A 23175-nucleotide genomic window follows, 5' to 3' on the forward strand; every position below is an offset into this window, starting at 1 on the left:
AAAACGCCAATGAAAAAGATCGTTGTCCTGACGTTGCTGACGAGCCTGGTATCCGGCTGCGCCACCACGGGCCAGAGCGGCATGTCGCAAACGCAGTACCCGCAAGGCGGCGTGGCCGCCGAGCAGGACCCGTGCGCCGTAGGCTCATCGGCACTGATGGGCGCCGCAGCCGGCGCACTGCTGGGCGCCTTGATGGACGGCAAACGCGGCGCAGCAAGGGGCGCCGCCGCCGGTGGCATCGTGGCCGCACTCGGCTGTGTGGCGATCAATTCGCAATCACGCCAGACCCGCACCGCCGCCCAGGTCGACAACGACTTCATCCGCACGCGGGGCCGTCTGCCTGCCGAGCCGCAAGTGGTGTCGTACCAGCCGCGCCTGAATGCCAGTACGGTGCAGCGTGGCAAGCCAGTGGTGGTGACGTCGACTGTTGAACTGGTGAACGGTGCGACGACGCCGGTCATGCAAGTGCGCGAAGAACTGGTGGTGTTCGATCAGGATGGCAAGCAGTTCAAATCAGGCTCGAAAGCGCTGACCAACAACTCGGGCGGACGCTTCGAGAACTCGTTTGAAATCACGTTGCCGAAGGATGCGTCGCAGGGAAGGTATGCGCTGCGGACCAATTTGTACGTCAACGGCAAGCTGTCGGCGTCGCGGGATTTGAATACGCAGCTCGTGTGGAATGGGGTGGAGCAGGTGATGATTGCTAGTCGCTGACTCAAACTAAAGCCGGGGTCAGGTCTGACATTCGGACACGAGCTCAGGCTTAAAGAGCATCGAAGACTAGGGAGTTTTGCTGAGCGAAGAGATTCGATACGTGCAGCAGGGATTGCGAGGCGAATGCAGAGCACGTGTCTGAATGTCAGACCCGATCCCACCTTTCTTGGGCCGTTAGCAACGACATTGTGCTCGCATGTAACAATCACGGACGAGCCGCCAACGGCGGGCATTGGCGCCGACGGGGAGCACATCTGGATGAAGTACAAACTTATTCGCTCGATGGCGCATAACTGGTCGCACTCCTTCATGAGCGAAATGAACTACGTGGACGGTGCCTTCGTCTATGAGGACGTGTACAAGCTCGCCAGAGAGCGACGCGGCGAGAAGGTCATCATCAACTGGATTCCTGCCGATGGCGAAGTATCGCGCGACCTCCCGTCACGGGTACAAAAATGTGTAGAGGCTTACTGGGCTGGACTATCGGAGCACCTTCGGCGACATCACGTTGACGCTTCAGCACTCAAGATTTTTCGCACCGAAGTGTATGTCGCTGAAAATTTTCGCATGTACGTTCGAGCTTTTGTCATTGACGATAGAGACAAGGAACACGTGGCCTTTGTCTGGAGCTAGCGCGAGCATGTTTAGCGATAGGGTCCTCGTCGGCAATGATATGGAAGAGAAGCCGCATTGCAAGCGGATTGCTTTTCGAACACAATCCGTTACACAGACCCGTGGAGCAACTGCCTTGACGCCCCGCGCGTAGGTATGGCCTATTTCATATATTCTGGGGACGTGGAAAAACTAAACGGTCGCGCACCGTTCTCAGATGGCGAGTGTGTAGCGCTTGTGCAGGCAACGCCAAATGTGGGGCATACGAGCCGATGGAGGCCAGGACCTCGCGTAGTCGACCTGAGCTATTTGAATCCGGGAACGGTGATCGCGAACTTCGTATTCGACGAGCAGGGTAATGGGCGCTTCCCGAATCAGCATGGATACTATGCGGCTCAGTTCGTGGATTTTTGCGGAAGGAGCGTGTCGAGTACCAAACCAAAGAATATACGGGTCATGGACCAGTGGCGCACGCGCATCCCAGATACTATCAGGCAGCAGGAAATCGTCGCGCGGGGCAAAAGTAAGGCCGAAGGAAGTGCCTATTCCGACTCAGATAACGCAGACCAGTTCTACGTGGTGGTTTCCAAATGAAGATAGCACTGCTCGCAATTATCTTGATTTCTGGCGCCGTGCAAGCAGAGGTAATCGAATGCCCTGCGGAGAATTTTGGAGCGCGACTCATCGGAGCCGGCATGTTTGAAGGTGATGGGAAACAGTACGAATTGATGGGTGAGCCGAAAACGGTGCACGGCGGCCACGATGTCAGATTCGGCTTCAATGGTGGCGAGGTGAGGTGGATAGCCTGCTGGTATCAGCCCACCATCTCTCGCTGGTATCGCGTGAGCCCTTCCGCGAAACATTGCATACTCAAACAGCGAACACTGGAGTCACGCCGGGTGACAGCATCCGTCCAGTGCAAATGATTTTGCGCCCCTACTTTCGCCAGGTTCAAGAAAGATGGGTCAGGTCAGAAAGGGGGGGCTGACATTCAGACATGTACTCTGCATTCGCCTCTCAATCCCTGCTGCACGTATCGAATCTCTTGGCTTAGCAAAACTCCCTAGTCTTCGATGCTCTTTAAGCCTGAGCTCGTGTCCGAATGTCAGACCTGACCCCGGCTTTTGTTCGCTCAGCAAAACTCCCTAATCTTCGATGCTCTTCAAGCCTGAGCTCGTGTCCGAATGTCAGACCTGACCCCGGCTTTTGTTCGGATCAGAACGCAAAAAGCCCAGTCCGAAGACTGGGCTTTTTACTTGCATTCTGTGGGGTGGCTGATGGGGCTCGAACCCACGACAACAGGAATCACAATCCTGGACTCTACCAACTGAGCTACAGCCACCACTGAACTACTACATCTGTCTCGTTGTTTCCGCGACAGAACAAGATTATATAAACTTTAGCCCGTGCTTGCAAATTTAATTGCATGTCGAAGCAGAGGGTGCTTGCGGCTCGGCAATGTCGACCGCGTACACGGGCGGATCGATCCCCAGCAGGCTGCGAAACGCCGCCGTCAGCGCGGCCGCACTGGCCGTCGTATAGCCCGTCAGGCAAGCTGACAGCCCCTCAGTGCCCACAGCCCGCGCCAACCCGCCAGCCACCAGCAAACGCGTCAGTTGCCGCGCTACAGCGTCCCCCGTATCCACCAGCGCCACGTCACCACGCCCCATACCCACCAGCAGCCGCTCGATCGCGCCACGCACCAACGGATAGTGCGTGCAACCCAGCACCAGCGTGTCGGCCTCCTGTGCCAGCAGTGGCGCAATGAAGCGGTCCAGCGTGGCCATCATGGCGCTGGAGTCCAGCTCGCCCAGCTCGATCTGGTCCACCAGGCCCACGCACGGCTGCAATAAGAAATCCACGCCGGTCTCACGATGGATCTGGTCCCGCAGTAGCAAGAACTTTGCCCCTTGCAGCGTGCGCGCCGTCGCCAGCACGCCCACCTTGCCACTGCGGGTGAGTGCAGCAGCGGGCTTCAACCCCGGCTCCACCCCCACGACCGGCATCCCCGGATGCGTCTCACGCAGCACGCGCACGGCCGCCACGGTGGCCGTATTGCACGCCACCACAATTGCTTTCGCACCTTGCGCAATCAGGAAATCGGCAATCGCCAGCACGCGCGCAATGACGAGCGATTCCGGCTTGTCGCCATAGGGCGCATAGCCGGAATCGGCAACGTACAACAGGTGTTCATGCGGCAGTTGCGCCTGGATGTGGCGCAGCACCGAGAGGCCGCCGACGCCCGAGTCGAAAATGCCGACCGGGGCGTCGTGGGAAAGCGTGGTGGAAACCATGCTGAAGGGGAGAGGTGTTATGCGACGTTGATCGGCACGCCGCGCAGCGATTCGATCTTGGCCGACCATTCCTTCGGGCCGGTCGTGTGGACCGACGTGCCGGTCGAGTCGACGGCGACGGTCACTGGCATGTCGGTCACGTCGAACTCGTAGATCGCTTCCATGCCCAGGTCCGCAAAGCCGACCACGGTGGCCGACTTGATCGCTTTCGAGACCAGGTACGCCGAGCCGCCGACCGCCATCAGGTAGGCCGACTGGTGCTTCTTGATCGACTCGATGGCGGCCGGGCCGCGCTCGGCCTTGCCGATCATCGAGATCAGGCCGGTCTGCTCGAGCATCATGTCGGTGAACTTGTCCATGCGCGTGGCGGTCGTCGGGCCAGCCGGGCCGACCACTTCGTCGCCGACCGGGTCGACTGGGCCGACGTAATAGATCACGCGGTTGGTGAAGTCCACTGGCAGCGATTCGCCCTTGGCCAGCATGTCCTGGATGCGCTTGTGCGCGGCGTCGCGGCCCGTCAGCATCTTGCCGTTGAGCAGCAGCGTCTGGCCAGGCTGCCACGAAGCGACTTCTTCTTTCGTCAGCGTGTTCAGGTCGACGCGCTTGGATTTCTGCGTGTCCGGCGTCCAGTTCACATCAGGCCAGCTCGACAGCGCAGGCGGTTCGATGTAGACCGGGCCCGAGCCGTCGAGCACGAAGTGCGCGTGGCGCGTGGCGGCGCAGTTCGGGATCATCGCCACGGGCTTGGAGGCCGCGTGGGTCGGGTACATATTGATCTTCACGTCCAGCACCGTGGTCAGGCCGCCCAGGCCCTGCGCGCCGATGCCCAGCGCATTGATCTTGTCGCACAGCTCGATGCGCAGCTCTTCGAGTTTGTTGTTCGGGCCGCGCTGGCGCAGCTCGTACATGTCGATGTCTTCCATCAGCGACTCTTTGGCCATCAGCATCGCCTTCTCGGCGGTGCCGCCGATACCGATGCCGAGCATGCCCGGCGGGCACCAGCCCGCGCCCATCAGCGGCACGGTTTTCAGCACCCAGTCGACCAGCGAGTCGGATGGGTTGAGCATGACGAACTTGGTTTTATTTTCCGAGCCGCCGCCTTTGGCTGCGACTTTCACGTCGACGGTCTCGCCTTCGACCAGTTCCATGTGCACCACGGCCGGGGTGTTGTCCTTGGTATTCTTGCGCTCGAAATGCGGGTCCGCGACGATCGAGGCGCGCAGCTTGTTGTCGGCGAAGTTGTAGGCGCGGCGCACGCCTTCATTGACGGCGTCCGTGACGGTGCCCGTGAAACCCTCGAAGCGCACGCCCATGCCGATTTTCAGGAACACGTTGACGATGCCGGTGTCCTGGCAGATCGGGCGCTTGCCTTCGGCGCACATGCGCGAATTGGTCAGGATCTGGGCGATCGCATCCTTGGCAGCCGGGCTCTGCTCGGCCTCGTAGGCGCGCGCCAGGTGCTGGATGTAATCCGCAGGGTGGTAGTAGCTGATGTACTGCAGTGCTGCCGCGACCGATTCGATCAGGTCGTCTTGGGTAATCACGGTTGCCATGTTCGCTCTTTCAGGGGTACCAGGAATGTTTGTTTTAAGCGTGCTTGTCGTTGTGCGTGCTCATCACGATGCGGTCGGTGTAGGCAATCGCCATGGCCGAGAGCAGGAACGCGAAGTGGATCAGGGTCTGGAAGAACAGCGTCTTCACATCGTATGACGACGCGTTGATGAAAGTCTTGAGCAGATGAATCGACGAAATGCCGATGATCGCCATCGCCAGCTTGGTCTTCAGGACCGACGCGTTCACGTGCGACAACCATTCTGGCTGGTCCGGGTGACCATCCAGATGCATGCGCGACACGAACGTCTCATAACCCCCGATGATCACCATAATCAAGAGGTTCGAGATCATCACCACATCGATCAGGCCGAGCACGACCAGCATGATGATGGTTTCATTGAGCCGGGTAGGGCGCAGGGCGCCCGGAACGCTGACGGCATCGATGATGTGTTTGAGCGAATCGGCGTTGCCCATGGCGGCGCCGATCAGGTCGACGAGTTCGACCCAGAAGTGAAAGACGTAGACGCACTGGGCCAGGATCAGGCCCAGGTAGAGCGGCAGTTGCAGCCAGCGGCTCGAGAAAATCAGCGAATTGAGGGGCGACAGCTTGCGAAAAGGCTGGTTCGGGGGCAGAGACGACATCGGGATGGAACTCCAGGAAATGCGAGAAAATTCAGCACGGCATTTTACACCGGCGCTGGCGTTACAGTGTCGTCGGAAGAGCACTTGCCCGCTTTGCAACGGACGGCGTTAGAATGAATCGGGCGGCGCCAGCCAGTCGCCGGGGGGCAATGTGTAAGGGCTCAGTAAGCGAGCGCCCCTATGGTATCGGCATAACCCACTAACTAGAATGGAGACTGATATGTCCGACAACGAGACAACGCAGGAGCAATCCCAGGGCCTGCAAGAGCACCGCGTGTTCCAGCCGCCGCACGAATTTGCCGCCAACGCCACGGTCAGCGGCATGGCCGCCTACGACAAGCTGTGCGCCGAAGCCGCCAGCGACTACGAAGGTTTCTGGGCGCGCCTGGCGCGCGAGAACCTCGACTGGCACAAGCCATTCACCAGCACGCTCGACGAGTCTGACGCACCGTTCTACAAATGGTTCGGCGACGGTCAGCTCAATGCGTCGTACAACTGCCTCGACCGCAACCTTGAAAACGGCAACGCCGACAAGACTGCGATCATCTTCGAAGCCGACGACGGCGCCGTCAACCGCGTGACCTACCGCGAGCTGCACGAGCGTGTCTGCAAATTCGCCAATGCGCTCAAGTCGCGCGGCATCAAGAAGGGCGACCGCGTCATCATCTACATGTCGATGTCGGTCGAAGGCATCAGCGCGATGCAGGCCTGCGCCCGTATCGGCGCGACCCACTCGGTGGTGTTTGGCGGCTTCTCCGCCAAGTCGCTGCAGGAGCGCATCATCGACGCCGGCGCGGTCGCGGTCATCACGGCCGACGAGCAGCAGCGCGGCGGCAAATCGCTGCCCCTCAAAGCCATCGTTGACGAAGCCCTGGGCATGGGCGGCTGCGACACGGTCAAGGACGTCATCGTCTACAAGCGCACCGGTGGCGACGTCGCTTTCAAGGAAGGCCGCGACCTGTGGCTGCACGAGCTGGTCGAAGGCCAGTCGGCCGACTGCGAGCCGGAATGGGTCGACGCCGAGCACCCGCTGTTCATCCTCTACACGTCCGGCTCGACCGGCACCCCGAAAGGCGTGCAGCACTCCACCGGCGGTTACCTGCTGTGGGCCGCGCTGACCATGAAGTGGACATTCGACCTGAAGCCTGACGACGTCTTCTGGTGCACCGCCGACATCGGCTGGATCACCGGCCACACCTACATCGCCTATGGCCCGTTGGCCGTCGGTGGCACGCAGGTCGTGTTCGAAGGCGTGCCGACTTTCCCGAACGCTAGCCGCTTCTGGAAGACGATCGAAAAGCACAAGGTCAGCATCTTCTACACGGCGCCAACGGCGATCCGCTCGCTGATCAAGGCGTCGGACGTGGACGAGAAAGTCCATCCGAAGAATTCCGACCTGTCGAGCCTGCGCCTCTTGGGTTCGGTCGGCGAGCCGATCAATCCGGAAGCCTGGATGTGGTACTACAAGAACGTCGGCGGCGAACGCTGCCCGATCGTCGACACCTTCTGGCAGACCGAAACGGGCGGCCACATGATCACGCCGCTGCCGGGCGCGACACCGATGGTGCCGGGTTCGTGCACGCTGCCACTGCCGGGCATCATGGCCGCGATTGTCGATGAAGCCGGCGCCGACGTGCCGAACGGGCAGGGCGGCATCCTGGTCGTCAAGCGCCCATGGCCGTCGATGATCCGCACCATCTGGAACAACCCGGACCGGTTCCGCACCAGTTACTTCCCGGATGAGCTGGGTGGCAAATACTACCTGGCGGGCGACGGCGCGATCCGTAACAAGGACACCGGCAACTTCACGATCACGGGCCGCATCGACGACGTGCTGAACGTATCGGGCCACCGCATGGGCACGATGGAAATCGAATCGGCGCTGGTCGCCAATTCGCTGGTGGCCGAAGCGGCGGTGGTGGGTCGCCCGGACGACACGACGGGCGAATCGATCTGCGCCTTCGTCGTGCTCAAGGGCGCGCGACCAACTGGCGAAGAAGCGAAAAAAATCGCCAATGAACTGCGTGCGTGGGTGGGCAAGGAGATCGGTCCGATCGCCAAGCCAAAAGAAATCCGCTTCGGCGACAACCTGCCAAAAACCCGCTCAGGCAAGATCATGCGCCGCCTGCTGCGCGTGCTGGCCAAGGGCGAGAACATCACGCAGGATGTGTCGACGCTTGAAAACCCAGCAATCCTTGAGCAGCTAAAAGAATCGGCATAAACCGCACCCCGTCGTTCCCGCGAAGGCGGGAACCCAAGTTTCTCTGCGCAGCCACATCAGCAAAATCTGGTGGCCACGCAAGCATAGCTTGGGTTCCCGCCTCCGCGGGAACGACGTTTTTTAGAGCGCGGGCCACTGGTCCACCGCCCCCATCACAACTTCTGTAACTGCTCTTTCGCATACGCCGCACCCGCACCGGCCGGCGCCAATTCGAGATACGTCGTGAACGCCGCCCTGGCTTTCTGCGGCTGCTTCGACCTCACATACGCATCACCTAAATTGCGATACGCAATCGCCCGCGACGGATCGATCTTGACGGTATTTTCAAACCAGCGCGCCGCCTCTACAAAACGATCCTGCTTGTAGAACACGAAGCCCAGATTGTTCGCCGCCAGCGCGAAATCCGGCCGCAGCTTGAGCGCCTCGGTAAACTGCGCCTCAGCCTGCGCATACTGCTTCTCTTTATACAGTTGCAAACCCAGGTCATTGGCCCGCTGCGCCTGCTGGCGGCTCGACACCGGCACCGCCGCCGGCGCCTTGAGCCGCGTCTCGCCACCCTGCAGATCCTTGACCACGACGGTGCCCGTTGCCTTCGATGCCTGCGCATCGAGCCGCGTATTGAGCGCAATCGCATCGTTCGACAACTGCGCCGTGCCGGCCGTGAGGAACTCCGTTTCTTCTGGCAGCTCGAATACGAAGTCGCCGCCTTCCGACCCTGGCAAGCTGCCAAAAGCCGGCGTCTGCTGCGACACGCTGGACACCGCTGGCGCCACATACGCCGCCAGCTCGGTGGCCGTGATCAGGCCATCGCCATTCAGGTCACCTTTGCCGCCCAGGCCCTGCATCAGGGTCCAAGTGAAGACCGAGTGGCCATTCGGCCCGCCATCGGCCACCAGCTGGTCGGTGCCGCCGGCCGTCAGCATCTGCCGGCCCATGCGACGCGCGTTATCGCGCAAGAACGACGCGTTGGCCGCGCCGCGCGTCAGGCCAAGGCCGCTGTAACAGGCGTCCATCACGAACAGCGCGTGCTTGGCCGGCAGGCTCTCGGCGATGTTCTGAATTTCGGTCATCGGAATCGCATCGGTGGCCAGGTTGTTCGGGTCGGCATCGAACGGCACGATGTAGCCGAGATCGCGCCCCGAACTGAGTTTGCGCGTCGCGCCATGCCCCGCGAAGAACACGAACACGCGGTCGTTCGGCTGCAAGCCGCCGTGGGCCAGGCGATCGTGGAACGCGGCCAGGATGCCGTGACGCGTGGCCTGTTCATTCTTTAGCGTGATCACGCGCTCCTGCGCAAAGCCGAACTTCTGCACCAGCAGCCGCTCGACGCCTTCCGCATCGCGCACCGCATATTCGAGGCGAGGCCATTTCGGATAATTGTCGATGCCCACCAGGATCGCCCACGAATTGGCGTAGCCAGTGGCCGCCGCGCGTGGCGCCGGCGCGGGCGCTGCCTTGCTGTCGACTTGGAACTTGGCGCCATCCCAGCCGGCAAATTGATAGCCCTCGGCCGCCAGGCGTTCCAGAATCATCGGCAACGCCTTGACGGTGCGCTCGTGGATATCGTGGAACAGAATGATGCCGCGGCCTTCCTTCTCGACGCTGCGCAGCACGCGGTCGGCGATCGACGACGGCACCGGGTCGGCCCAGTCGAGCGAATCGATATTCCACATCATCGACGTGAGCTGCGCATCGGCCAGCAATTGCATGCCTTCGCGATTGCGCGCGCCATACGGAAAGCGAAACAGCGATGAGCGCTGCGGATCGACCGCCTTGAGCAGCGTATCGGTATCGAGGATTTCGGACTTGAGCTTCGCGCCCGTCTGCTTGGACAACTGCGCATGCGTGAGGCTGTGATTGGCCAGCACGTAACCGGCGTCCTTGAGCTTGCGGCTTACCTGGGCATTGGCGCTCAGTTTGGCTGCACCCTGCGCATCGAGCGCGCCCAGGTTGCGCCCGACGTTGAAGAAGATCGCCGGCGCGTTGTACTGCTTGAGGATCGCGGCGATTTCTTCGCTGTAGCGGCGGTGCGGGCCATCGTCGAAGGTGAGCAGCACGGTCTTTTTCGGGAGCGACTTGCCGAAGATTTCAGCGCCTTCACGCCCGGCCTGCGCTGGCGCGCCCGGTTCTGGGGCAGCAGGTTCCGGTTTGGGCACAGCGGGGTAGGGCAGCACGACGCCGTATTCCTTCAGGATGCGTTCGCGCGTGTAGAGGTTTTTCAGGTAGGCGATGTAGCTGTCCCACTTCTCGCGCTTCAGCTCGATCGCGCGGGTATCGTAGCGCGCGAAGATCGCGCGGATCTCCTTCTCGTAATTACGTTCGATCTCAGCCAGCGCGTCGAGGTCTTCCGAAATCCGCTTGTGCAGCTTGATCGCGGCGAGCGACGAATCGCTGGCGATCTGCGCCTGCAGGCTGCGCAGGGTTTCGCGAAATGCCAGCCGGTCGGCGTCATACAGGCCGTCGCCCGACTCGATATAGTCGAGCAGGGTGCCGATGGCGTCGAAGCGGCGTGGGTTGTTCGACGCGATCAGCGTGGCCAGCGCCGTCTCGACGCGACCGATGCGTTCCTGGTTTTCGTGGAACAGCTGCTGGCCGATGCGGTTTGCCTGGGCACGCTCGGCGGCGGGCAGCGTGGCCTCGTCGTGGGTCAGCACGATGATCTTGCGGTAAGCGTCGAGCATGGCGCGCAGCTCGGTTGCGATGGCGCTGGCGTCCTGGGTGCTGGTGGCGGTTGCGGGGGCAGGCTTTGTTGTCGGCGCCCCGGTCGGGGTGCGGTTCACAAGCCAGGAGCCGGCGCCGGCGCCAGCGGCGGCCACAGCGAAGATGATGAGATAAAGTGATGTGCGTTTCACGACGTATCCGTTGCGGGTAGCGTGCCGGATGGGCAGGCCAGCCGGGAACGATACCATTCACAGGTTATGCGTGAAAAGAGGGCGAGCAGGACGTTGCAGGATCGGTCTTGTACTACCAGGAATTGTTGTTATAATGAGCGGCTTCGTGGAACGCGCACGTCGACCATCAGGAGAGATGGATGAGTGGTTTAAGTCGCACGCCTGGAAAGCGTGTGTAGGTTCATAGCCTACCGGGGGTTCGAATCCCCCTCTCTCCGCCAGAACACAAGTCATTGATTTAGTGAATAAAATCCTCCTGATTCGGAGGATTTTTTTTGCCCGTTTTACTATAGATTTGGGCTGTACTATTCAAATGGTCACCTCAGTGGTTTGACCATGTCCGGCCGGCGCCGATAGACCCGGTCCGTGATCTTGCTGTCAGCGTGCGCGAGCAGGCTGCGGGCATGCTCCAGGGTGCTTGCATCGCTGGCGCACTTGGCGCGCAGGTCGTGCTCGGTGAAGTGTTCGGTCACCTTCGTTTCCTCCATCACCCTGGCCATGAAGTTGCGCCAGAGCGATTCCCAACTGCCGGCCCGGCCGTTGTCCTTGAAGTAGCATTCGCCGGCGAGCGTGCAGAACAGGTACGGCGACAGCGGCACCGGCCGCGCCGCCTTCGCCGTGGCTACCGCTTCGCGCAGCTCGTCCGACCAGGTAATCACCATGCGCTTGCCGGTCGACCCTGACGTCTTGCCGGGCTCGACGTAGATGCCGTCTTCCTGCAGGTCTGACATCGTGAGGCGCAGCATGTCGCCGCGCCGCATGCCCGTCAGCAGCTTCAGGCGGATATAGGCCTGGGCCGCCAGCACGCTGCCCGACTTCCGGCGCGCCTCCAGCGACAAGCACTCGACGATCTCCCAGTCCTCGACATAGCGCGTGCGCGGCTTCTCTCCTTCCAGCCTGACCTCGCCCTTGAACGGGTGGCGGTCCAGGTATCCCCACTCCACGGCCTTCGTCAGCGCGTGCGACAGCAATTCCATTTCCCGGCGCGCTGCCGTCTTCTTTTCGCGGCGGTCGACGTATTGGTACACGTGCCGCGGCTTGATGTCGGTCAAGGCCATCGGGCCGAACGTCGCGCGCACCGGCTTGATCGCCGACGCATTCTGCGTTTGGGTCGTTACGCTCTTGAGCGGGATCACCTCCAGCGCGTACCGATCGAGCAGGGCGGCGACAGTCTTTGCCCGATCGACCACCTGCAGCCTCTCGGCCCACACCTTGTAGGCCTCCGGCAGGTTGGCGCCAAGTCGGAATGTCTGCTTCCCGTCCCACGCGGCCTCTTGGCCGGGCGGCACCTGGTAGTAGTAGCAGCCATGAGCAAGGCGCCAGCGCTTCGGCAAGCCCTGATTCTCGGGCTTACGCGCGCGCGGCATTCATCGCTCCCCAGTTCGGTTCCGTGGGTGTCTTCTTCCGTGCCGAGGCCGGCGCTGACGCGACTCCGAACAGCTGCTCGACGTGCGAGCGCAGCACGGCCAGGCTGCCGTCGGCGCGCTGGCGGAACTCGATACCCATAGCGCGCAGCATCTTCGCCTGCGCGCGGCGCTGCACTCGATCGGTCATGCTGTGGATCTCGTCGGAACTCAAGAACATTTCGGACATCATAAAACCCTTTCCAACTTCTATTTTCGCCCAGCGCTGGCGACCAGGCCGACGTAGCATGCACTGTGAAACGGCTTCTTGGCCTGCGCGCCACCCGGCGACTGCGCGCGCACGTACCGCTCGCCAGTGCGCACGGTCATGCCGCAGAAGGCGCACAGATGATCGCGACGCGCCGTACGTGTGATCTCATCGAGCTTCATTTGCCAGCGCCTTCGCCGTGCATGTCGGCAGCGCGGCCCGCGTCTACCAGCTGATCCAGCAGATCGCCGCTGTAATGGAATGAGCTGGCGTTCAACTCGGTCTTGGCCAAGCCCGCTTTAAACCACTGCGCATTACGCATCCAGCGGTACCGCTCCGCGTCCCGCGCCAGCGCTGCCAGGAAAGTGCGACCAGCGCGCCGGCCGCCAACGACAACCCACTGGCGCTCGTCGTCCACCTCAGCAGGGCGAGAAGCAAGGGCGCTGCGGGCAATATCAGCTGCGATCAAAGCAAGCGCCTGTTCCTCATCGGCCTGGCAGTTCACCAGTGGCTTTGCTACGTGATCCTCTTCCACCCAGCCAAGCGGGCGGTGGCACTCCCACCATGCTATCAATGCAGATTGCAGAGCTATATTGGTATCAGCCATTTGATTCGCTCCCTTCCTTCATTTCCGCAGCAAGGCGCTTCGCCTCTATCGCGCCTAGCTCCAGCAGAAGGCGGATTCTATGCGCGTCCAAGCCAGATCGATTCTCCAGAAAACTGATTACAAAACTTGGGTCGCTGCTCGCCATTAGTTCAAGCTGGTCTAGAGTGAGCGCACCCAAGGCATCCTTCTTTGAGTAAGTCGTCATATGCTCCCTTCCTGGCCGCCGTCGAGCTGGGCGGCGCGGTCCAGGCGTTCGATCTCCGCTAGCAGCAAAGCACCTGCCCGGATCAGGTCATATCGGCCGTACGTTGGCTTCCACCAATCTCTGCTCCATGGCCAGATGGGCGGGGTCATCCCCTTGGCATATCCCCCGGCCGACAGCGCGTAGCACGCTCCCGCCAACGACATTTCTGATTCGCTGTGCTCGTCGTCGTGCAAAGTTGTCCAGCCTTCCTGCTCGACCTGGCGCTGGCGCTCGGCCAGCACGTCGCGCGCGGCTGCGGTCTGCGGCGCTTCCGGTGTGCCGGGGGCGCTGGGTGCGTGCCGTTCGATGATGTCGTGCAGTTCGTTGACCGTCACCAGCATCATGTCTTCCCGGCCAGGCGGGCTGTCTCGGTCGGGCAGCTCGGCTACGTCGCGCACTACGTCGTTGACCCAGCCCAGCGTGCCGGGTGCTGCGGCTTGCTGGGCGGCGAGGGCTGCGCGGGCATCCAATCCGAGCACACGAACGTGCTCATAAACTGAGGCGCATCCCCGCACCTTGGCATTGGCGTAGAAGTCTTCGAAGTACTGCGCGGCCCGGCGGAGAACATCGACAGCCTCTTTGCCGCTCTCTGCATGCTGGGCGCCACAAAGAGGCGACAAAGTGGCGGCAGCGTAGAGCGGCAACGTATTCGCGTCTTTTAGGCGCGTGTCGATCAACTTATCAAGATCGCGTTTCAGCTCCATGGCGCTCTCGGCATCGCTTCGTCGAAGCAGGTCTTCGATCTCGCTCCAGTCGGCCGTGCTGGCGAGATAAACGTACCGGTTTGCATCTAAAACCATTGAGGCTTGCGGCGCTTCGCCCTCTGGCTGGTCTGTCAGACACGCAAGCTGGTCGCGCAGGTCGATGTTTGCCATGCTGAGCGACAGGTTTTCGGCGGCCGTGGCGCTGAGCTTGTCTGTCACTTCTCGCAGGGCGATGCTCAGGCCCTCTGGCTGGGCGCGGCTGCCTACGATAAATGCGACGTCATTATCCGCGCGCAAATCTTTTAATGCGCCTATAACAGCAGGGTGACTGAGGTCAGATTTTCTCAGCACTCTTGCTATCGCAATAACACCATCAATTAGCCCTGTCGATATGCCCTCTTTCGAACGGCAGTCCACACTGTGTTCATTCGGCTTGTCACATGCCATTTTGTAATCGGCGGTCATGGTTTGAAATCCTTTCGCAAAGTTTCTCCTACGCTGTTATAGGTGCCGTTCTTGATTCGCGTCCTGTCCCATTTCGTAGCGATCACTTCTAAGCGCTCGGGCGGCAACCATCCGCGCTTGATTAGATCGGCTTCACTTTTTGGGCGTGCGGCTTCATCGTCCGCAGACAGAGCTTCATCGGCAATCGACGTTACGCCACAATCGCCGTCGTATCCGAAGCGTGTCTCGCTGATTTGCTTCAACGCAGCGCGCAATGCTTCCACGCGGTCCGGCAGTTCAGTTGGATTGCTCATTTCGATTCCCCTTGGCGCAAGTCACGCACAGTGATTTCAAATGCTTCCACGCCGTTTTCGGTAACAGTTACGGTGTTGCCGTGGCCCACATGGTCATAAATCGCCTTGAGAACATCGCTGGTTACGTCCTTTGGCGTTCCAACGAACGAGTCGCCTGCCTTGTTCACGCGGCCAGCTTGGATGCGCTTGGTGATGGCTGTAGTGGCAATGCGGGTCATTTCGATTCCTTTGCTGGCGATGGGGCGAGAGCTTCTTTCACATCCCGCAGGTGGCAGATCATTGCCGTGGCTCCGGTAGTCGGGATTGGAAACTTGTCAATCCACCGTGACACTTTGTCCAGCTTGGCAATCGCATCGACCGGCACCGCTACCTGACCGGCTTGTGCCGCGACAGGGACGGCGGCGAGCGCCTCCTTCACCTCGCTTACTTTGCGCATCGCGCTGCTGGCGCCAATGGTTGGGATTGGCAAGTTGCGAGCCCAGGTGTGGACCTCGCCCAGTTTTCCGATCAGGTCGGCGACGTCGATGCGCACCAAGCCGGCCAGGTCGACGTCTGGCGCTGGCGGCGTGCCAGCGGCGACGATCTCGACGACCTGCACGCGCTCGTGCTTTCCCGGTGCGTGGCTGAACGGGTCGCCGGCTTTGCCGACAGTCCCGTGGTTTTCACTGGTCATACACAGCGCCCATGTGCGCGGGATGCCGGCGGTGCGGCGGGGGAGTACTTGTTCCATCAGTCTTCCTCTCGGTCTCGGTGGGCGCGGCGCGGTGCCGGCGGGTTCAGTTTGTTTTCGGCCTTGGCGCGGAGTGCCTGCTCGAGCGCGACCTGGGCGAAAAGATCGCGGGCCATCTGCTCGGGGCACTGGTAGGTGATACGCAATTCTTCAAAGGTCACAGCGGCCACCCGTGGGCGATCGCCGCGCTGCACACGACGCAATGCAGGAAGACGATCGCGCACTTCCACTTGATGACCCGCAGGCGGTGCTCGCTCATGGCATTTCCTCCAGTACAGCCAGTGCCGCGCGCAGCTTGGAGGCGGCCACCTTGCGATCCCGGCGCGCCTGGTCGATCACATCCAGGGCTGCGCGCACGGTGAAGTTCGGCGCGCGAGCCAATTCGTCGACCGGCATCGCGTACAGCGTGCGGATCTCGAACACGTCGGGCCGCGCCTTCGCATAGTCGAGCATTTCCTCCGTCTCGACGTCGACCCACTGGCGCAGCGGGTCACTGATCACTCGGCACTGATCGAGTGCGCTCGACAGCGCCAGGGGCGTGGCAGGGCCGGTCACGCCCGGGTATGCGTGCTCCGCCAGGCGGCGCATCAGCTCGCGGTTGTCGGCGGCAGGGACGATGCGCTCACCTTCGCGGATCGTCGGCACTGCCTGGGTGATAGCGATCATGGTCATTTCCTCGGTTCGGTTGGACGGGCGGCGGCGTGAGCTTTTTCGATCGCCACCTCGCGCTGGTAGCGGCTGGACTGCGAGTTGATGCGCGCCTGCCGGATGGCGTCACGGTCCGCCGGCGTCAGGGCCTGCTCGTCGGCGGTCAGCGCGCGGCGGCGCTTCTTCGTGGCCATGGTCAGTCCTGAGCCATCACGGTGACGCCCAGAGCGCCGTCGTCATACGCTGCATCGATCAGCGCATCACGGTCGCCGATGGCGGTGTAGGTGGTGCTGCCGGCGCTGGTGCGGGCGGTGATGCGGTAGCTCATGGCGGTCCTCATTTCGTTTTCGGGCGCGCAGCAACCCGGCGGCGGGCCGGTGCGCGGGTAGGGTTGAGCGCGGCAGCTTCGTCGCGCTTCTCGGTCAGCATCTGGATTGCAGCCCGGGTGATCGCCGCCATCGTGGCTGCCGCGACGTCCGGGTGCATGCCGTAGTACTCGGTCACGGCGCGCCGGCTACTGCCGTACGACGCCGATACGCAATGCTCGTCGTGGTCGTGCTTCACGTTCAGGCCACGCTTCACGCACAGCTCGCCGGCGTCGCGCGGGTTGCGGCGATAGCGGGGCAGGTCGGCGCTGTGCAGGCCGCCATACATGCCCAGCGGCGCGCCACGTGGAGAGACCTGGTGCACCGGCACGTCGCGCCAGATGGTCGTCGGCTTCTTGCCTCGCTGGTTCCGGTCGAGCTTGGCCAGCACGATCTCTTCGTCGATCGCCTGGCTCAGGTACTCGGTGTCGTACTGCTGGGACATGGCTACGCTCCGATGACAATCAGGCCCGAGCGGCTGCCCATCGCGACGTTTTTACGGTCGGTCATATCAGGCATCACGAGGGACTTGAAGTCGTCTTGCTCTTCCGGCTCCTCGTCGCACGGGAAGAGGGCGCGACCAAAGCTGCTGCCCATGGTCTTGCCGTCGAAGTGCCAGTACGAGTAGTCGGTGCCGCGGCTGTCATTCCATGGCCACGGCCAGCCGTGCTCGGGCAGCATCACATCGGAGCGGATGCTGAAGAACGACGCCACTGCCGCGCGGAACGAATCCGCGTCGACCGCCTGCAGCACCTCGTCGGCGATGCCATCGGGATAGCCGTCCCAGCCGATGCTGCCGATCCACTCGGCATCCTTGCCTTGGCCTACATAGAAATCTGCACGTGTACCCATCTCGTTCTCCGTTTGTCGCCGCAGTGCGGCTGTTAGTTGATGTGGCGGCTGCCAGGCCTCGTACTTCAGAGACGATGCAGGCGCCTGAGTCCTGCCAGCTACCACACAGCGCGACTCGGTCCCTTGAATTACTGATGGTTGGTCGAGTACTTCCCAAGCCGCGCTGTGTGGTGACTCCGGGAAGGTGCTGCTGCATCCAGAGTCGTCCGGCTATGAGTAGAACTATACACGAATGGATAGACAAGGCAATACGCGAATGAATAAACTCTCGCGAAATTGCTCACACATGGATAGATGGCCGAAAAAAAACCCGCGCTGGGCGGGTGAGGGAGGGCTACAAAAGCAAAGGCCACCCGGAGGTGGCCCTGTTGTCGCTGCAGTGGGTTGCAATCCCCGGTCTGTAGAGGCCCTCCGAAGAAGGACTTTAGCCTGATGCCGAAGCAGAGCAGGAACTCAATTCTATACAGAAATGCTAACGTGCCTCAGCTCGGCAATTCCGTCAATGGTGATTACCTTTGCAGCATTACCTAAAAAGCTGGCCGCTCGGCCAAATTCGATCGATGACGCTGCTCGCTCGATTACAGCAATGCGATTCGAGACATCAGACGCTGACTTGACGTCAAACAATTTCCCATGGAACTCATATACATTTGGCCAATTGACCTTGCCATTTTCCATCGCCACGGGCTGGACGAAGATTTGAATTCCTGTCTTTGGAATGACGATCGCAGCAGGAAATTCAATGGTGTGCCCGCTCGCACCCTGGACCTTGGCTTGGCGGATGATTCGGTCGGCCCCTAGTTGAGCCTCCAGTTCTCTCACCACCGTCGCTTGGAACTTTGCTTGCGCGAATTTTGGCTGCCACGACTTACTTTTAAACGAGAGCGCCAGAGCGAGCTTCGCGGCGTCCCACAAGGCCCGCTGCAGCAACGCGATCGGCCCGGTGGACTCGATACTCCAGTCTTCCCCAAAGGCTGCCAACGATACGCCGGCCGTCTGGTTCAGGGAATCCAAACGATTTTTGCGAAGTATGATGCCCATCTGCTCCGCGTATATGGCCGTCTCGCAAGCGTCAGTGATGTAAAAACTATCCGGGCTTGGTTGGGCTATATAGAAGGCAACATGAGGGCCAGACTCCCCCAAAGTGAAGGGCGCTGTCGCACGTATGGAGGCCCGCCCCGAGGGCTGGCAATGCCATTGCGTGATCGATTCGAGAGTGGCGCAGTTCATAAAAGTTGCTCGTTTTGGCCCTTGAGTGGGTGCAGGAATGGTCCGTTCAGATAGAGGTTAACACGTCCGCAAAATTTAGCAATCGCGTCTTCGAGTTCCACTATGGGCGGCTCGATTGGCTCCACATAATCGTCGGCTGCGACCGTCCATATATGCTCGTGGGTATGGGCCGTGATGACGACGCCGGAGAAGGGTAGTCCGGAAACTATTGCGTTCCGATGCGCCTGGTCTGGATTCGTGTCGATCCCGTACACACGGTGGTTGCGGACCCAGATCGAGATATAGAACGCCTCGGGTATTTCAATCTCGGCCTGCCCACGTCGCTGGATCGAGCGCCTGCGGAATTGTGCTCGGAAATCCACTTCCTCGGAAACCTCCGTGCCCAAATAGCACCTGCTCTCGAACTTCGCCCAGCCTGCAGATTTTTTGCTCGGGCTGGGCACCCACTCCATTTCCCGAACGAGGGCTTTCCTGAGCTCGATGAATGCCTGTATGTCTTCACTGCTAGGTTTCAGAACCATTTTGTTTTCGTTATGGTCGTGGCGGCATCCAGGCGTGCCGTAGCGCCTAAGTCTACCTAAAATGCATGCGCCTGAATTTTCGTGAAAGTCTTCGCGTCAGTCGTCGCCAGCATCTTTCTGCCGTCCTTCAAATGCATGATGAACGTCACGTCCTTGCCTTTGCCGCCCAGCAGCAGGCCTGCCAGCAAGCCAACCGGCCCGAGCGCGGCGCCGCCGACCAGACCCCAGCCGATTGTGCCGGCGGTGCGCTTGACCTCCGCTTCGGTGGCCACTGTGACGCTCTCGACTTGACCTATCAGTACGACGTTCTGTCCAAGCAGGCCATCGCCCATCTGCCAGGGCAGGGTAATTACACCGCCATTCGTTGTGCACTTGCCAGCTGGGAAGTCTCCCGCGTGAATTTCTAAAGTCGCCATTACTTCCTCTTCGACATGGGCGCGCCTCGGCCCTGGTTAGAACGGTAATTCTTCTTCAGGCGGAGCAATGGATAGATCCACTTCGACCAGGTCCAAATACTCCAGCTGGATCAGGGCCAGGATCACGTGCGTCTGAAAGTTTGCATGCGCCCGAAACCCGTTTATCTCCACCGATACCAGCATCACGACATACACGCGGCAATGCCGCTCGATTCGTTTAATCAGTTCGTCGCCGGCGCCAGGTACCGTGAATTCCGACGGCACGATCGCAACGAGGATGGGTGATCCGTAAGGCTCGATCTCAGCCACATGGATCAGCATTAAATGAAGTCGGCTTCCATCCTCACGACACGGCCGAGCACCTCTGTACTTTCGTCGACCTGTCGGCTGCGGAACTCGGGCTGTTTGTTGTCGGAGGCGAGGAACCAAGTGCCGCCGTTTAATTCCAGTCGCTTCACGCAGGGCTTGCCGTTGTGGTTCACCGCGTACATGGCCCCGTCAATGAGCTTGTGCTTTTCCTTGTCAGCCGTGTTCACAATCACGACATTGCCCCTCTTGAGCGTCGGATACATGCTGTCACCGATCACCCGAATCGCCACCAGCGCGCCAGCTGGCAGGCCTTTCTCAATCACCCAGGAGCGCCGCACACTCAGCATCGTGTCTTCTTCAAATTCGAGATCGCCGTCAGCCCCGTTGACGCCGGCGTGGATATAACGCGCGACCATGCGCACGCCGACGAAGTCGCCTTCCTCATCGTCAAACGATACTTTGACGAGTTCGCCCTCAGGTTCCGCAGGTGGCGTGCGCTCCATTGGGCCTGTGCCATCCATCAGCCATTGAGTCGCGACGTTGCACGCCTCGGCGAGCGTGATGAGCGTGTTCATCTCGGGCCCTTTCTTTCCGGAGCCCTTCAAGATTCGATTGATTGTCGGCTGCGGAATGCCTGAGGCGCGGGCAAGTGCGCTCTGTGACACGATGCCCGCCGCCTGCATTGCCTGGTCCAGCCTGGATGAAATAGTCATCCTCAGACTATACGCGGGCGTATAGCTCGCACACAACATGCTATTCATTTGTGGATTGCTTTCCTATCCATTCGCGTATAGACTTGCGCCATGGACAAAGACCCTTCGACCCTTCTCAGGGAAATTAAGCAGGCGACAGGCTGGAGCCAAACGCGCTTAGCGCTTGAGCTCACCACCTCTCAGCCTACCGTCAACCGCATTCTCAACGGTCAAGCCAAGTGTCTCAGCGACACGCTGGTCGCGATCAACGGATTGCACGAGAAGCATTGTCGCGGTCGACCGCGCCGCCGCAAGGCCGCTCCGCCGACCTGATTGCGAACTGCCCATAACCACATTGTCGCGCCCAAAACATTTCCACGCACCATTTGTTTGCAGGAACATCACATGAACTACAAAGACGCCTTTTACAAGACCGTGCACGACACCCCTGGCGGCTGTGAGGCGCTGGCCGTGCGCATGGGTTACACCGCCGGCCTGCTGCGCAACAAGGCCAACCCGAACAGCACCACCAACGTGCTGACGATGGACGACGCATCGCGGGTGATGGAGCTGACGGAGGATTACGCGGTGCTGCACGCGCTGGCGCGCCGCCATGGCTTCGTGTGCGCCAAGATCGAATCGCAGCCGGCGAGCGACATGGCGGTGTTGGAATCGGTCACGGACATCTGGCAGAAGCTGGGCCAGCTCGGCACGCAGGTTCACAGCGCCCTGTCTGATGGCCAAGTCGACCGCGACGAGGTGCAGCACATCGAGAAGGCGATCTTCGTTTCGATCCGCCCGATGATGGAGCTGCTGGCGCGCCTGAATGGGATGGCCGAAAAATGAAGACCCTCCTCACAAAGCTGGAAGGGGCCGAGCTGCGCGCAGCAATCCTTCAGTGCATTCGCGACGGCTTCACGTTCACCGCTCAGATCAGTGAACGCCTTGCCGTGACGTCGGACAAGATTTCGACGCGTCTGGACTACCTGCGCACCCTGGGCGTGATCCACGGCGTGCGCGTGTCTTCGCCGAAGGGCGGCTTCGTCAACGAATGGCACATGGGCCCAGCGCTCGACGAATACGGCCAGCCCGGCCACGTGCACGAGGGCGGCAGTCGGGCGCAGAAAGACGGCCTGCCGCACGTCGTCGTCAGCACCACCTATCCACCGGTCGACCGCCGCGACCCACTCGTGACCGCGCTGTTCGGTGCGCCGGTGGCCGAACGCCGCGCGCTGCAGCAGAGCGCACCGTGCTGCACCCGCTGCCAGATGGAGCAGGGCACCGGGCACCAGGCCGGCTGCATCGTTGCGATGGTGGCGGCATGACGACCAACATCCTCAGCGAGAAGTGGGAAGGCGACACCGCCGCGCCTATCAATCCGGACAACATCCGCATCAAGGCTATCGAAGCGCCGGTGTTTGGCGAGTGCGATGGCTGCCTGTTCATCGGCCAACGTTCGGAGGTTTGCGTGCGCGCTGCTGCCAATGCTGTCGACGCTGGTGATCCGGACTGCGACCAAGTGCTGCCAGGCCGTCGCGCGGTGATCTACGTGATCGACAAGAGCGACCCGCGCCAGATCCCCTGATCAAGAAGGGGCACTGATATGGCAAACGGTATCGACTGGTTCCGCTGGCACCACGGCAGCGTGAACGATCCGAAGTTCGGCCTGGTGGCCCGGAAGGCTGCTGCGCGCGTCGGTGACGTGATCGCCGTGTGGGCACTGATCCTCGAGCAGGCCAGCGCGAACACTGAGCGCGGCCTGTTCGGTGCGATCGATTGCGAGGCGACTGACTTCCTGCTCGGCGCCGACGATGGCACCACCGCACGCATCCTGGAAGCGATGCAGGGCCGCGCGCTGGTCGATGGCGAACGCGTCACCCGTTGGGAAGAGCGCCAGCCGAAGCGCGAGCGCGTGGACAACACGGGCGCTGAGCGCAAGCGACAACAGCGTGCGCGTGACAGCGCAAACACTGGTGCTACTGCTGGCGTCACGTCAGGTCACGCCATGTCACACCAAGTCACGCCTAGAGAAGAGGAGAGAAGAGAAGAGAAGAACAACGACGACAGCGCGAGCGCTGCGGCTGGCGCCGGTGTCGTCGTCGTCGTCGATCCTGATCCTGCTGAACCCGACCACCCACGAGCCGCCGCAATGCCGCCTCGCGAAGACCTGCCGGAAAGCACTGACCCTGCGGTCGTCCTGTCGGTGGCTCTGCGCAAGCTGGGCGTCAACGCGACCTTCACGCACCCGACGGTGCAGGACTGGTCGACCCGCAAGGTCCCGATGACGGTGCTGCATGCCGCAGTCGCCACGGCGCGCGAGCAGAAGGGCCCGGACGCCAGGATCCCGCCGAACTACCTCGTTCGGATCGTCGAGGAGCTGCTCAATCCTCCGGCGCCGTCGGCACAAGCCTACGCCAAGCCGGTCGCCGCGCCGATCCAAGTCCGCAAGCCGCAGGGCAACGACCCGAAGGGCACGGACGAAAGCTACGCCGAATACCAGGCCCGAATGGATGCCTTCGAAGCCGCGCGCCGGAAAGCCCTGAACCCATGACCACGAACA

Annotated in this window: 34 protein-coding genes and 2 tRNA genes; 11 read left to right on the top strand and 25 right to left on the bottom strand. The window is 61.3% G+C overall.

Going from position 1 to position 23175, the window contains the following annotated elements; all coding sequences use genetic code 11:
* Positions 1–9: 9 nt before the first annotated feature.
* The 4 genes from ACZ0AJ_RS02720 to ACZ0AJ_RS02735 all read left to right on the top strand — a co-directional run bounded on the left by ACZ0AJ_RS02720 (position 10) and on the right by ACZ0AJ_RS02735 (position 2252).
* A complete protein-coding gene (locus ACZ0AJ_RS02720) occupies positions 10–714 on the top strand; it encodes a hypothetical protein (RefSeq protein WP_499453826.1) in 705 nt (234 codons plus the stop codon).
* A gap of 258 nt (positions 715–972) precedes the next feature.
* The gene (locus ACZ0AJ_RS02725; protein WP_499452596.1) at positions 973–1347 is read left to right on the top strand and encodes a hypothetical protein; all 375 of its coding nucleotides are present in this window, start codon (positions 973–975) and stop codon (positions 1345–1347) included.
* 135 nt (positions 1348–1482) lie between these two features.
* The gene (locus ACZ0AJ_RS02730) at positions 1483–1920 is read left to right on the top strand and encodes a BPSL0067 family protein (protein ID WP_499452598.1); all 438 of its coding nucleotides are present in this window, start codon (positions 1483–1485) and stop codon (positions 1918–1920) included.
* The gene (locus tag ACZ0AJ_RS02735; RefSeq protein ID WP_499452600.1) at positions 1917–2252 is read left to right on the top strand and encodes an STY0301 family protein; all 336 of its coding nucleotides are present in this window, start codon (positions 1917–1919) and stop codon (positions 2250–2252) included. Before ACZ0AJ_RS02730 ends, ACZ0AJ_RS02735 begins: the two co-directional genes overlap by 4 nt.
* 340 nt (positions 2253–2592) lie before the next feature.
* Here the strand turns inward: ACZ0AJ_RS02735 and ACZ0AJ_RS02740 are convergent.
* The 4 genes from ACZ0AJ_RS02740 to ACZ0AJ_RS02755 all read right to left on the bottom strand — a co-directional run bounded on the left by ACZ0AJ_RS02740 (position 2593) and on the right by ACZ0AJ_RS02755 (position 5816).
* Positions 2593–2668, bottom strand: a tRNA-His gene (locus tag ACZ0AJ_RS02740).
* Between the two features lie 76 nt (positions 2669–2744).
* Entirely contained in the window at positions 2745–3620 is an 876-nt protein-coding gene (gene murI, locus ACZ0AJ_RS02745) for a glutamate racemase (protein WP_499452602.1), read from the bottom strand.
* Positions 3621–3637: 17 nt separating this feature from the next.
* Positions 3638–5173, bottom strand: coding sequence for a fumarate hydratase (locus ACZ0AJ_RS02750; RefSeq protein ID WP_183549636.1), 1536 nt, complete (start codon positions 5171–5173; stop codon positions 3638–3640).
* Positions 5174–5207: 34 nt separating this feature from the next.
* Entirely contained in the window at positions 5208–5816 is a 609-nt protein-coding gene (locus ACZ0AJ_RS02755; protein ID WP_332530314.1) for a TIGR00645 family protein, read from the bottom strand.
* Between the two features lie 220 nt (positions 5817–6036).
* Here ACZ0AJ_RS02755 and acs point away from each other — a divergent pair, with 220 nt between their 5' ends.
* Positions 6037–8037, top strand: coding sequence for an acetate--CoA ligase (acs, locus tag ACZ0AJ_RS02760; RefSeq protein ID WP_499452605.1), 2001 nt, complete (start codon positions 6037–6039; stop codon positions 8035–8037).
* Positions 8038–8189: 152 nt separating this feature from the next.
* On the opposite strand, the gene ACZ0AJ_RS02765 is transcribed toward acs, so the two are convergent.
* Positions 8190–10889 carry a polysaccharide deacetylase family protein gene (locus tag ACZ0AJ_RS02765; RefSeq protein ID WP_499453830.1) on the bottom strand — a complete coding sequence of 900 codons (2700 nt, stop codon included), beginning with the start codon at positions 10887–10889 and terminating at the stop codon, positions 8190–8192.
* Between the two features lie 169 nt (positions 10890–11058).
* On the opposite strand from ACZ0AJ_RS02765, the gene ACZ0AJ_RS02770 reads away from it, so the two are divergent.
* Positions 11059–11149, top strand: a tRNA-Ser gene (locus tag ACZ0AJ_RS02770).
* A gap of 96 nt (positions 11150–11245) precedes the next feature.
* On the opposite strand, the gene ACZ0AJ_RS02775 is transcribed toward ACZ0AJ_RS02770, so the two are convergent.
* The 20 genes from ACZ0AJ_RS02775 to ACZ0AJ_RS02870 all read right to left on the bottom strand — a co-directional run bounded on the left by ACZ0AJ_RS02775 (position 11246) and on the right by ACZ0AJ_RS02870 (position 20684).
* Positions 11246–12295, bottom strand: coding sequence for a tyrosine-type recombinase/integrase (locus ACZ0AJ_RS02775; protein ID WP_499452609.1), 1050 nt, complete (start codon positions 12293–12295; stop codon positions 11246–11248).
* On the bottom strand, positions 12279–12524 hold the full coding sequence (locus ACZ0AJ_RS02780) for a DUF4224 domain-containing protein (protein ID WP_499452611.1): 246 nt from the start codon (positions 12522–12524) through the stop codon (positions 12279–12281). Before ACZ0AJ_RS02780 ends, ACZ0AJ_RS02775 begins: the two co-directional genes overlap by 17 nt.
* Before the next feature lie 17 nt (positions 12525–12541).
* Positions 12542–12721 carry a hypothetical protein gene (locus tag ACZ0AJ_RS02785; protein WP_499452613.1) on the bottom strand — a complete coding sequence of 60 codons (180 nt, stop codon included), beginning with the start codon at positions 12719–12721 and terminating at the stop codon, positions 12542–12544.
* On the bottom strand, positions 12718–13146 hold the full coding sequence (locus ACZ0AJ_RS02790) for a hypothetical protein (protein ID WP_499452615.1): 429 nt from the start codon (positions 13144–13146) through the stop codon (positions 12718–12720). Before ACZ0AJ_RS02790 ends, ACZ0AJ_RS02785 begins: the two co-directional genes overlap by 4 nt.
* Positions 13139–13351 carry a hypothetical protein gene (locus tag ACZ0AJ_RS02795; RefSeq protein WP_499452617.1) on the bottom strand — a complete coding sequence of 71 codons (213 nt, stop codon included), beginning with the start codon at positions 13349–13351 and terminating at the stop codon, positions 13139–13141. Before ACZ0AJ_RS02795 ends, ACZ0AJ_RS02790 begins: the two co-directional genes overlap by 8 nt.
* Complete coding sequence (locus ACZ0AJ_RS02800) at positions 13348–14559, bottom strand: hypothetical protein (protein ID WP_499452619.1); 1212 nt, start codon at positions 14557–14559, stop codon at positions 13348–13350. The genes ACZ0AJ_RS02795 and ACZ0AJ_RS02800 overlap by 4 nt, the downstream gene beginning before the upstream one ends.
* On the bottom strand, positions 14556–14852 hold the full coding sequence (locus ACZ0AJ_RS02805; protein WP_499452621.1) for a hypothetical protein: 297 nt from the start codon (positions 14850–14852) through the stop codon (positions 14556–14558). Before ACZ0AJ_RS02805 ends, ACZ0AJ_RS02800 begins: the two co-directional genes overlap by 4 nt.
* Complete coding sequence (locus ACZ0AJ_RS02810; RefSeq protein ID WP_499452623.1) at positions 14849–15070, bottom strand: DUF7446 family protein; 222 nt, start codon at positions 15068–15070, stop codon at positions 14849–14851. The genes ACZ0AJ_RS02805 and ACZ0AJ_RS02810 overlap by 4 nt, the downstream gene beginning before the upstream one ends.
* Positions 15067–15582 carry a hypothetical protein gene (locus ACZ0AJ_RS02815; protein ID WP_499452625.1) on the bottom strand — a complete coding sequence of 172 codons (516 nt, stop codon included), beginning with the start codon at positions 15580–15582 and terminating at the stop codon, positions 15067–15069. Before ACZ0AJ_RS02815 ends, ACZ0AJ_RS02810 begins: the two co-directional genes overlap by 4 nt.
* Positions 15582–15743 (bottom strand): hypothetical protein, encoded by a 162-nt coding sequence (locus ACZ0AJ_RS02820; RefSeq protein ID WP_499452627.1) that lies wholly within the window; start codon positions 15741–15743, stop codon positions 15582–15584. Before ACZ0AJ_RS02820 ends, ACZ0AJ_RS02815 begins: the two co-directional genes overlap by 1 nt.
* A 94-nt stretch (positions 15744–15837) precedes the next feature.
* The gene (locus ACZ0AJ_RS02825; protein ID WP_499452629.1) at positions 15838–16248 is read right to left on the bottom strand and encodes a hypothetical protein; all 411 of its coding nucleotides are present in this window, start codon (positions 16246–16248) and stop codon (positions 15838–15840) included.
* A gap of 2 nt (positions 16249–16250) precedes the next feature.
* Complete coding sequence (locus tag ACZ0AJ_RS02830) at positions 16251–16424, bottom strand: hypothetical protein (RefSeq protein ID WP_499452631.1); 174 nt, start codon at positions 16422–16424, stop codon at positions 16251–16253.
* Between the two features lie 2 nt (positions 16425–16426).
* Positions 16427–16558 (bottom strand): hypothetical protein, encoded by a 132-nt coding sequence (locus ACZ0AJ_RS02835; protein WP_499452633.1) that lies wholly within the window; start codon positions 16556–16558, stop codon positions 16427–16429.
* 8 nt (positions 16559–16566) lie between these two features.
* The gene (locus ACZ0AJ_RS02840) at positions 16567–17040 is read right to left on the bottom strand and encodes a hypothetical protein (protein WP_499452634.1); all 474 of its coding nucleotides are present in this window, start codon (positions 17038–17040) and stop codon (positions 16567–16569) included.
* Between the two features lie 2 nt (positions 17041–17042).
* The gene (locus ACZ0AJ_RS02845) at positions 17043–17447 is read right to left on the bottom strand and encodes a hypothetical protein (RefSeq protein ID WP_499452636.1); all 405 of its coding nucleotides are present in this window, start codon (positions 17445–17447) and stop codon (positions 17043–17045) included.
* Between the two features lie 459 nt (positions 17448–17906).
* Positions 17907–18488 (bottom strand): DUF1828 domain-containing protein, encoded by a 582-nt coding sequence (locus tag ACZ0AJ_RS02850; protein WP_499452638.1) that lies wholly within the window; start codon positions 18486–18488, stop codon positions 17907–17909.
* A 185-nt stretch (positions 18489–18673) separates the two neighbouring features.
* Complete coding sequence (locus ACZ0AJ_RS02855) at positions 18674–19198, bottom strand: hypothetical protein (RefSeq protein ID WP_499452640.1); 525 nt, start codon at positions 19196–19198, stop codon at positions 18674–18676.
* Positions 19199–19254: 56 nt separating this feature from the next.
* Positions 19255–19614, bottom strand: coding sequence for a hypothetical protein (locus tag ACZ0AJ_RS02860; RefSeq protein ID WP_499452642.1), 360 nt, complete (start codon positions 19612–19614; stop codon positions 19255–19257).
* 36 nt (positions 19615–19650) lie between these two features.
* Complete coding sequence (locus ACZ0AJ_RS02865; RefSeq protein WP_499452644.1) at positions 19651–19935, bottom strand: hypothetical protein; 285 nt, start codon at positions 19933–19935, stop codon at positions 19651–19653.
* Positions 19935–20684, bottom strand: coding sequence for an XRE family transcriptional regulator (locus ACZ0AJ_RS02870; protein WP_499452646.1), 750 nt, complete (start codon positions 20682–20684; stop codon positions 19935–19937). The genes ACZ0AJ_RS02865 and ACZ0AJ_RS02870 overlap by 1 nt, the downstream gene beginning before the upstream one ends.
* A 42-nt stretch (positions 20685–20726) precedes the next feature.
* Here ACZ0AJ_RS02870 and ACZ0AJ_RS02875 point away from each other — a divergent pair, with 42 nt between their 5' ends.
* The 5 genes from ACZ0AJ_RS02875 to ACZ0AJ_RS02895 all read left to right on the top strand — a co-directional run bounded on the left by ACZ0AJ_RS02875 (position 20727) and on the right by ACZ0AJ_RS02895 (position 23166).
* Entirely contained in the window at positions 20727–20948 is a 222-nt protein-coding gene (locus tag ACZ0AJ_RS02875) for a helix-turn-helix domain-containing protein (protein ID WP_499452648.1), read from the top strand.
* Positions 20949–21020: 72 nt separating this feature from the next.
* Positions 21021–21461 (top strand): phage regulatory CII family protein, encoded by a 441-nt coding sequence (locus ACZ0AJ_RS02880; RefSeq protein WP_499452650.1) that lies wholly within the window; start codon positions 21021–21023, stop codon positions 21459–21461.
* A complete protein-coding gene (locus ACZ0AJ_RS02885) occupies positions 21458–21940 on the top strand; it encodes a hypothetical protein (RefSeq protein ID WP_499452651.1) in 483 nt (160 codons plus the stop codon). Before ACZ0AJ_RS02880 ends, ACZ0AJ_RS02885 begins: the two co-directional genes overlap by 4 nt.
* The gene (locus ACZ0AJ_RS02890; protein ID WP_499453839.1) at positions 21937–22200 is read left to right on the top strand and encodes a ribosomal protein bL36; all 264 of its coding nucleotides are present in this window, start codon (positions 21937–21939) and stop codon (positions 22198–22200) included. Before ACZ0AJ_RS02885 ends, ACZ0AJ_RS02890 begins: the two co-directional genes overlap by 4 nt.
* A gap of 18 nt (positions 22201–22218) precedes the next feature.
* Positions 22219–23166, top strand: coding sequence for a hypothetical protein (locus ACZ0AJ_RS02895; protein WP_499452653.1), 948 nt, complete (start codon positions 22219–22221; stop codon positions 23164–23166).
* Positions 23167–23175 lie beyond the last annotated feature (9 nt).

It is taken from the genome of Telluria sp. AC161 (genome assembly GCF_979258535.1).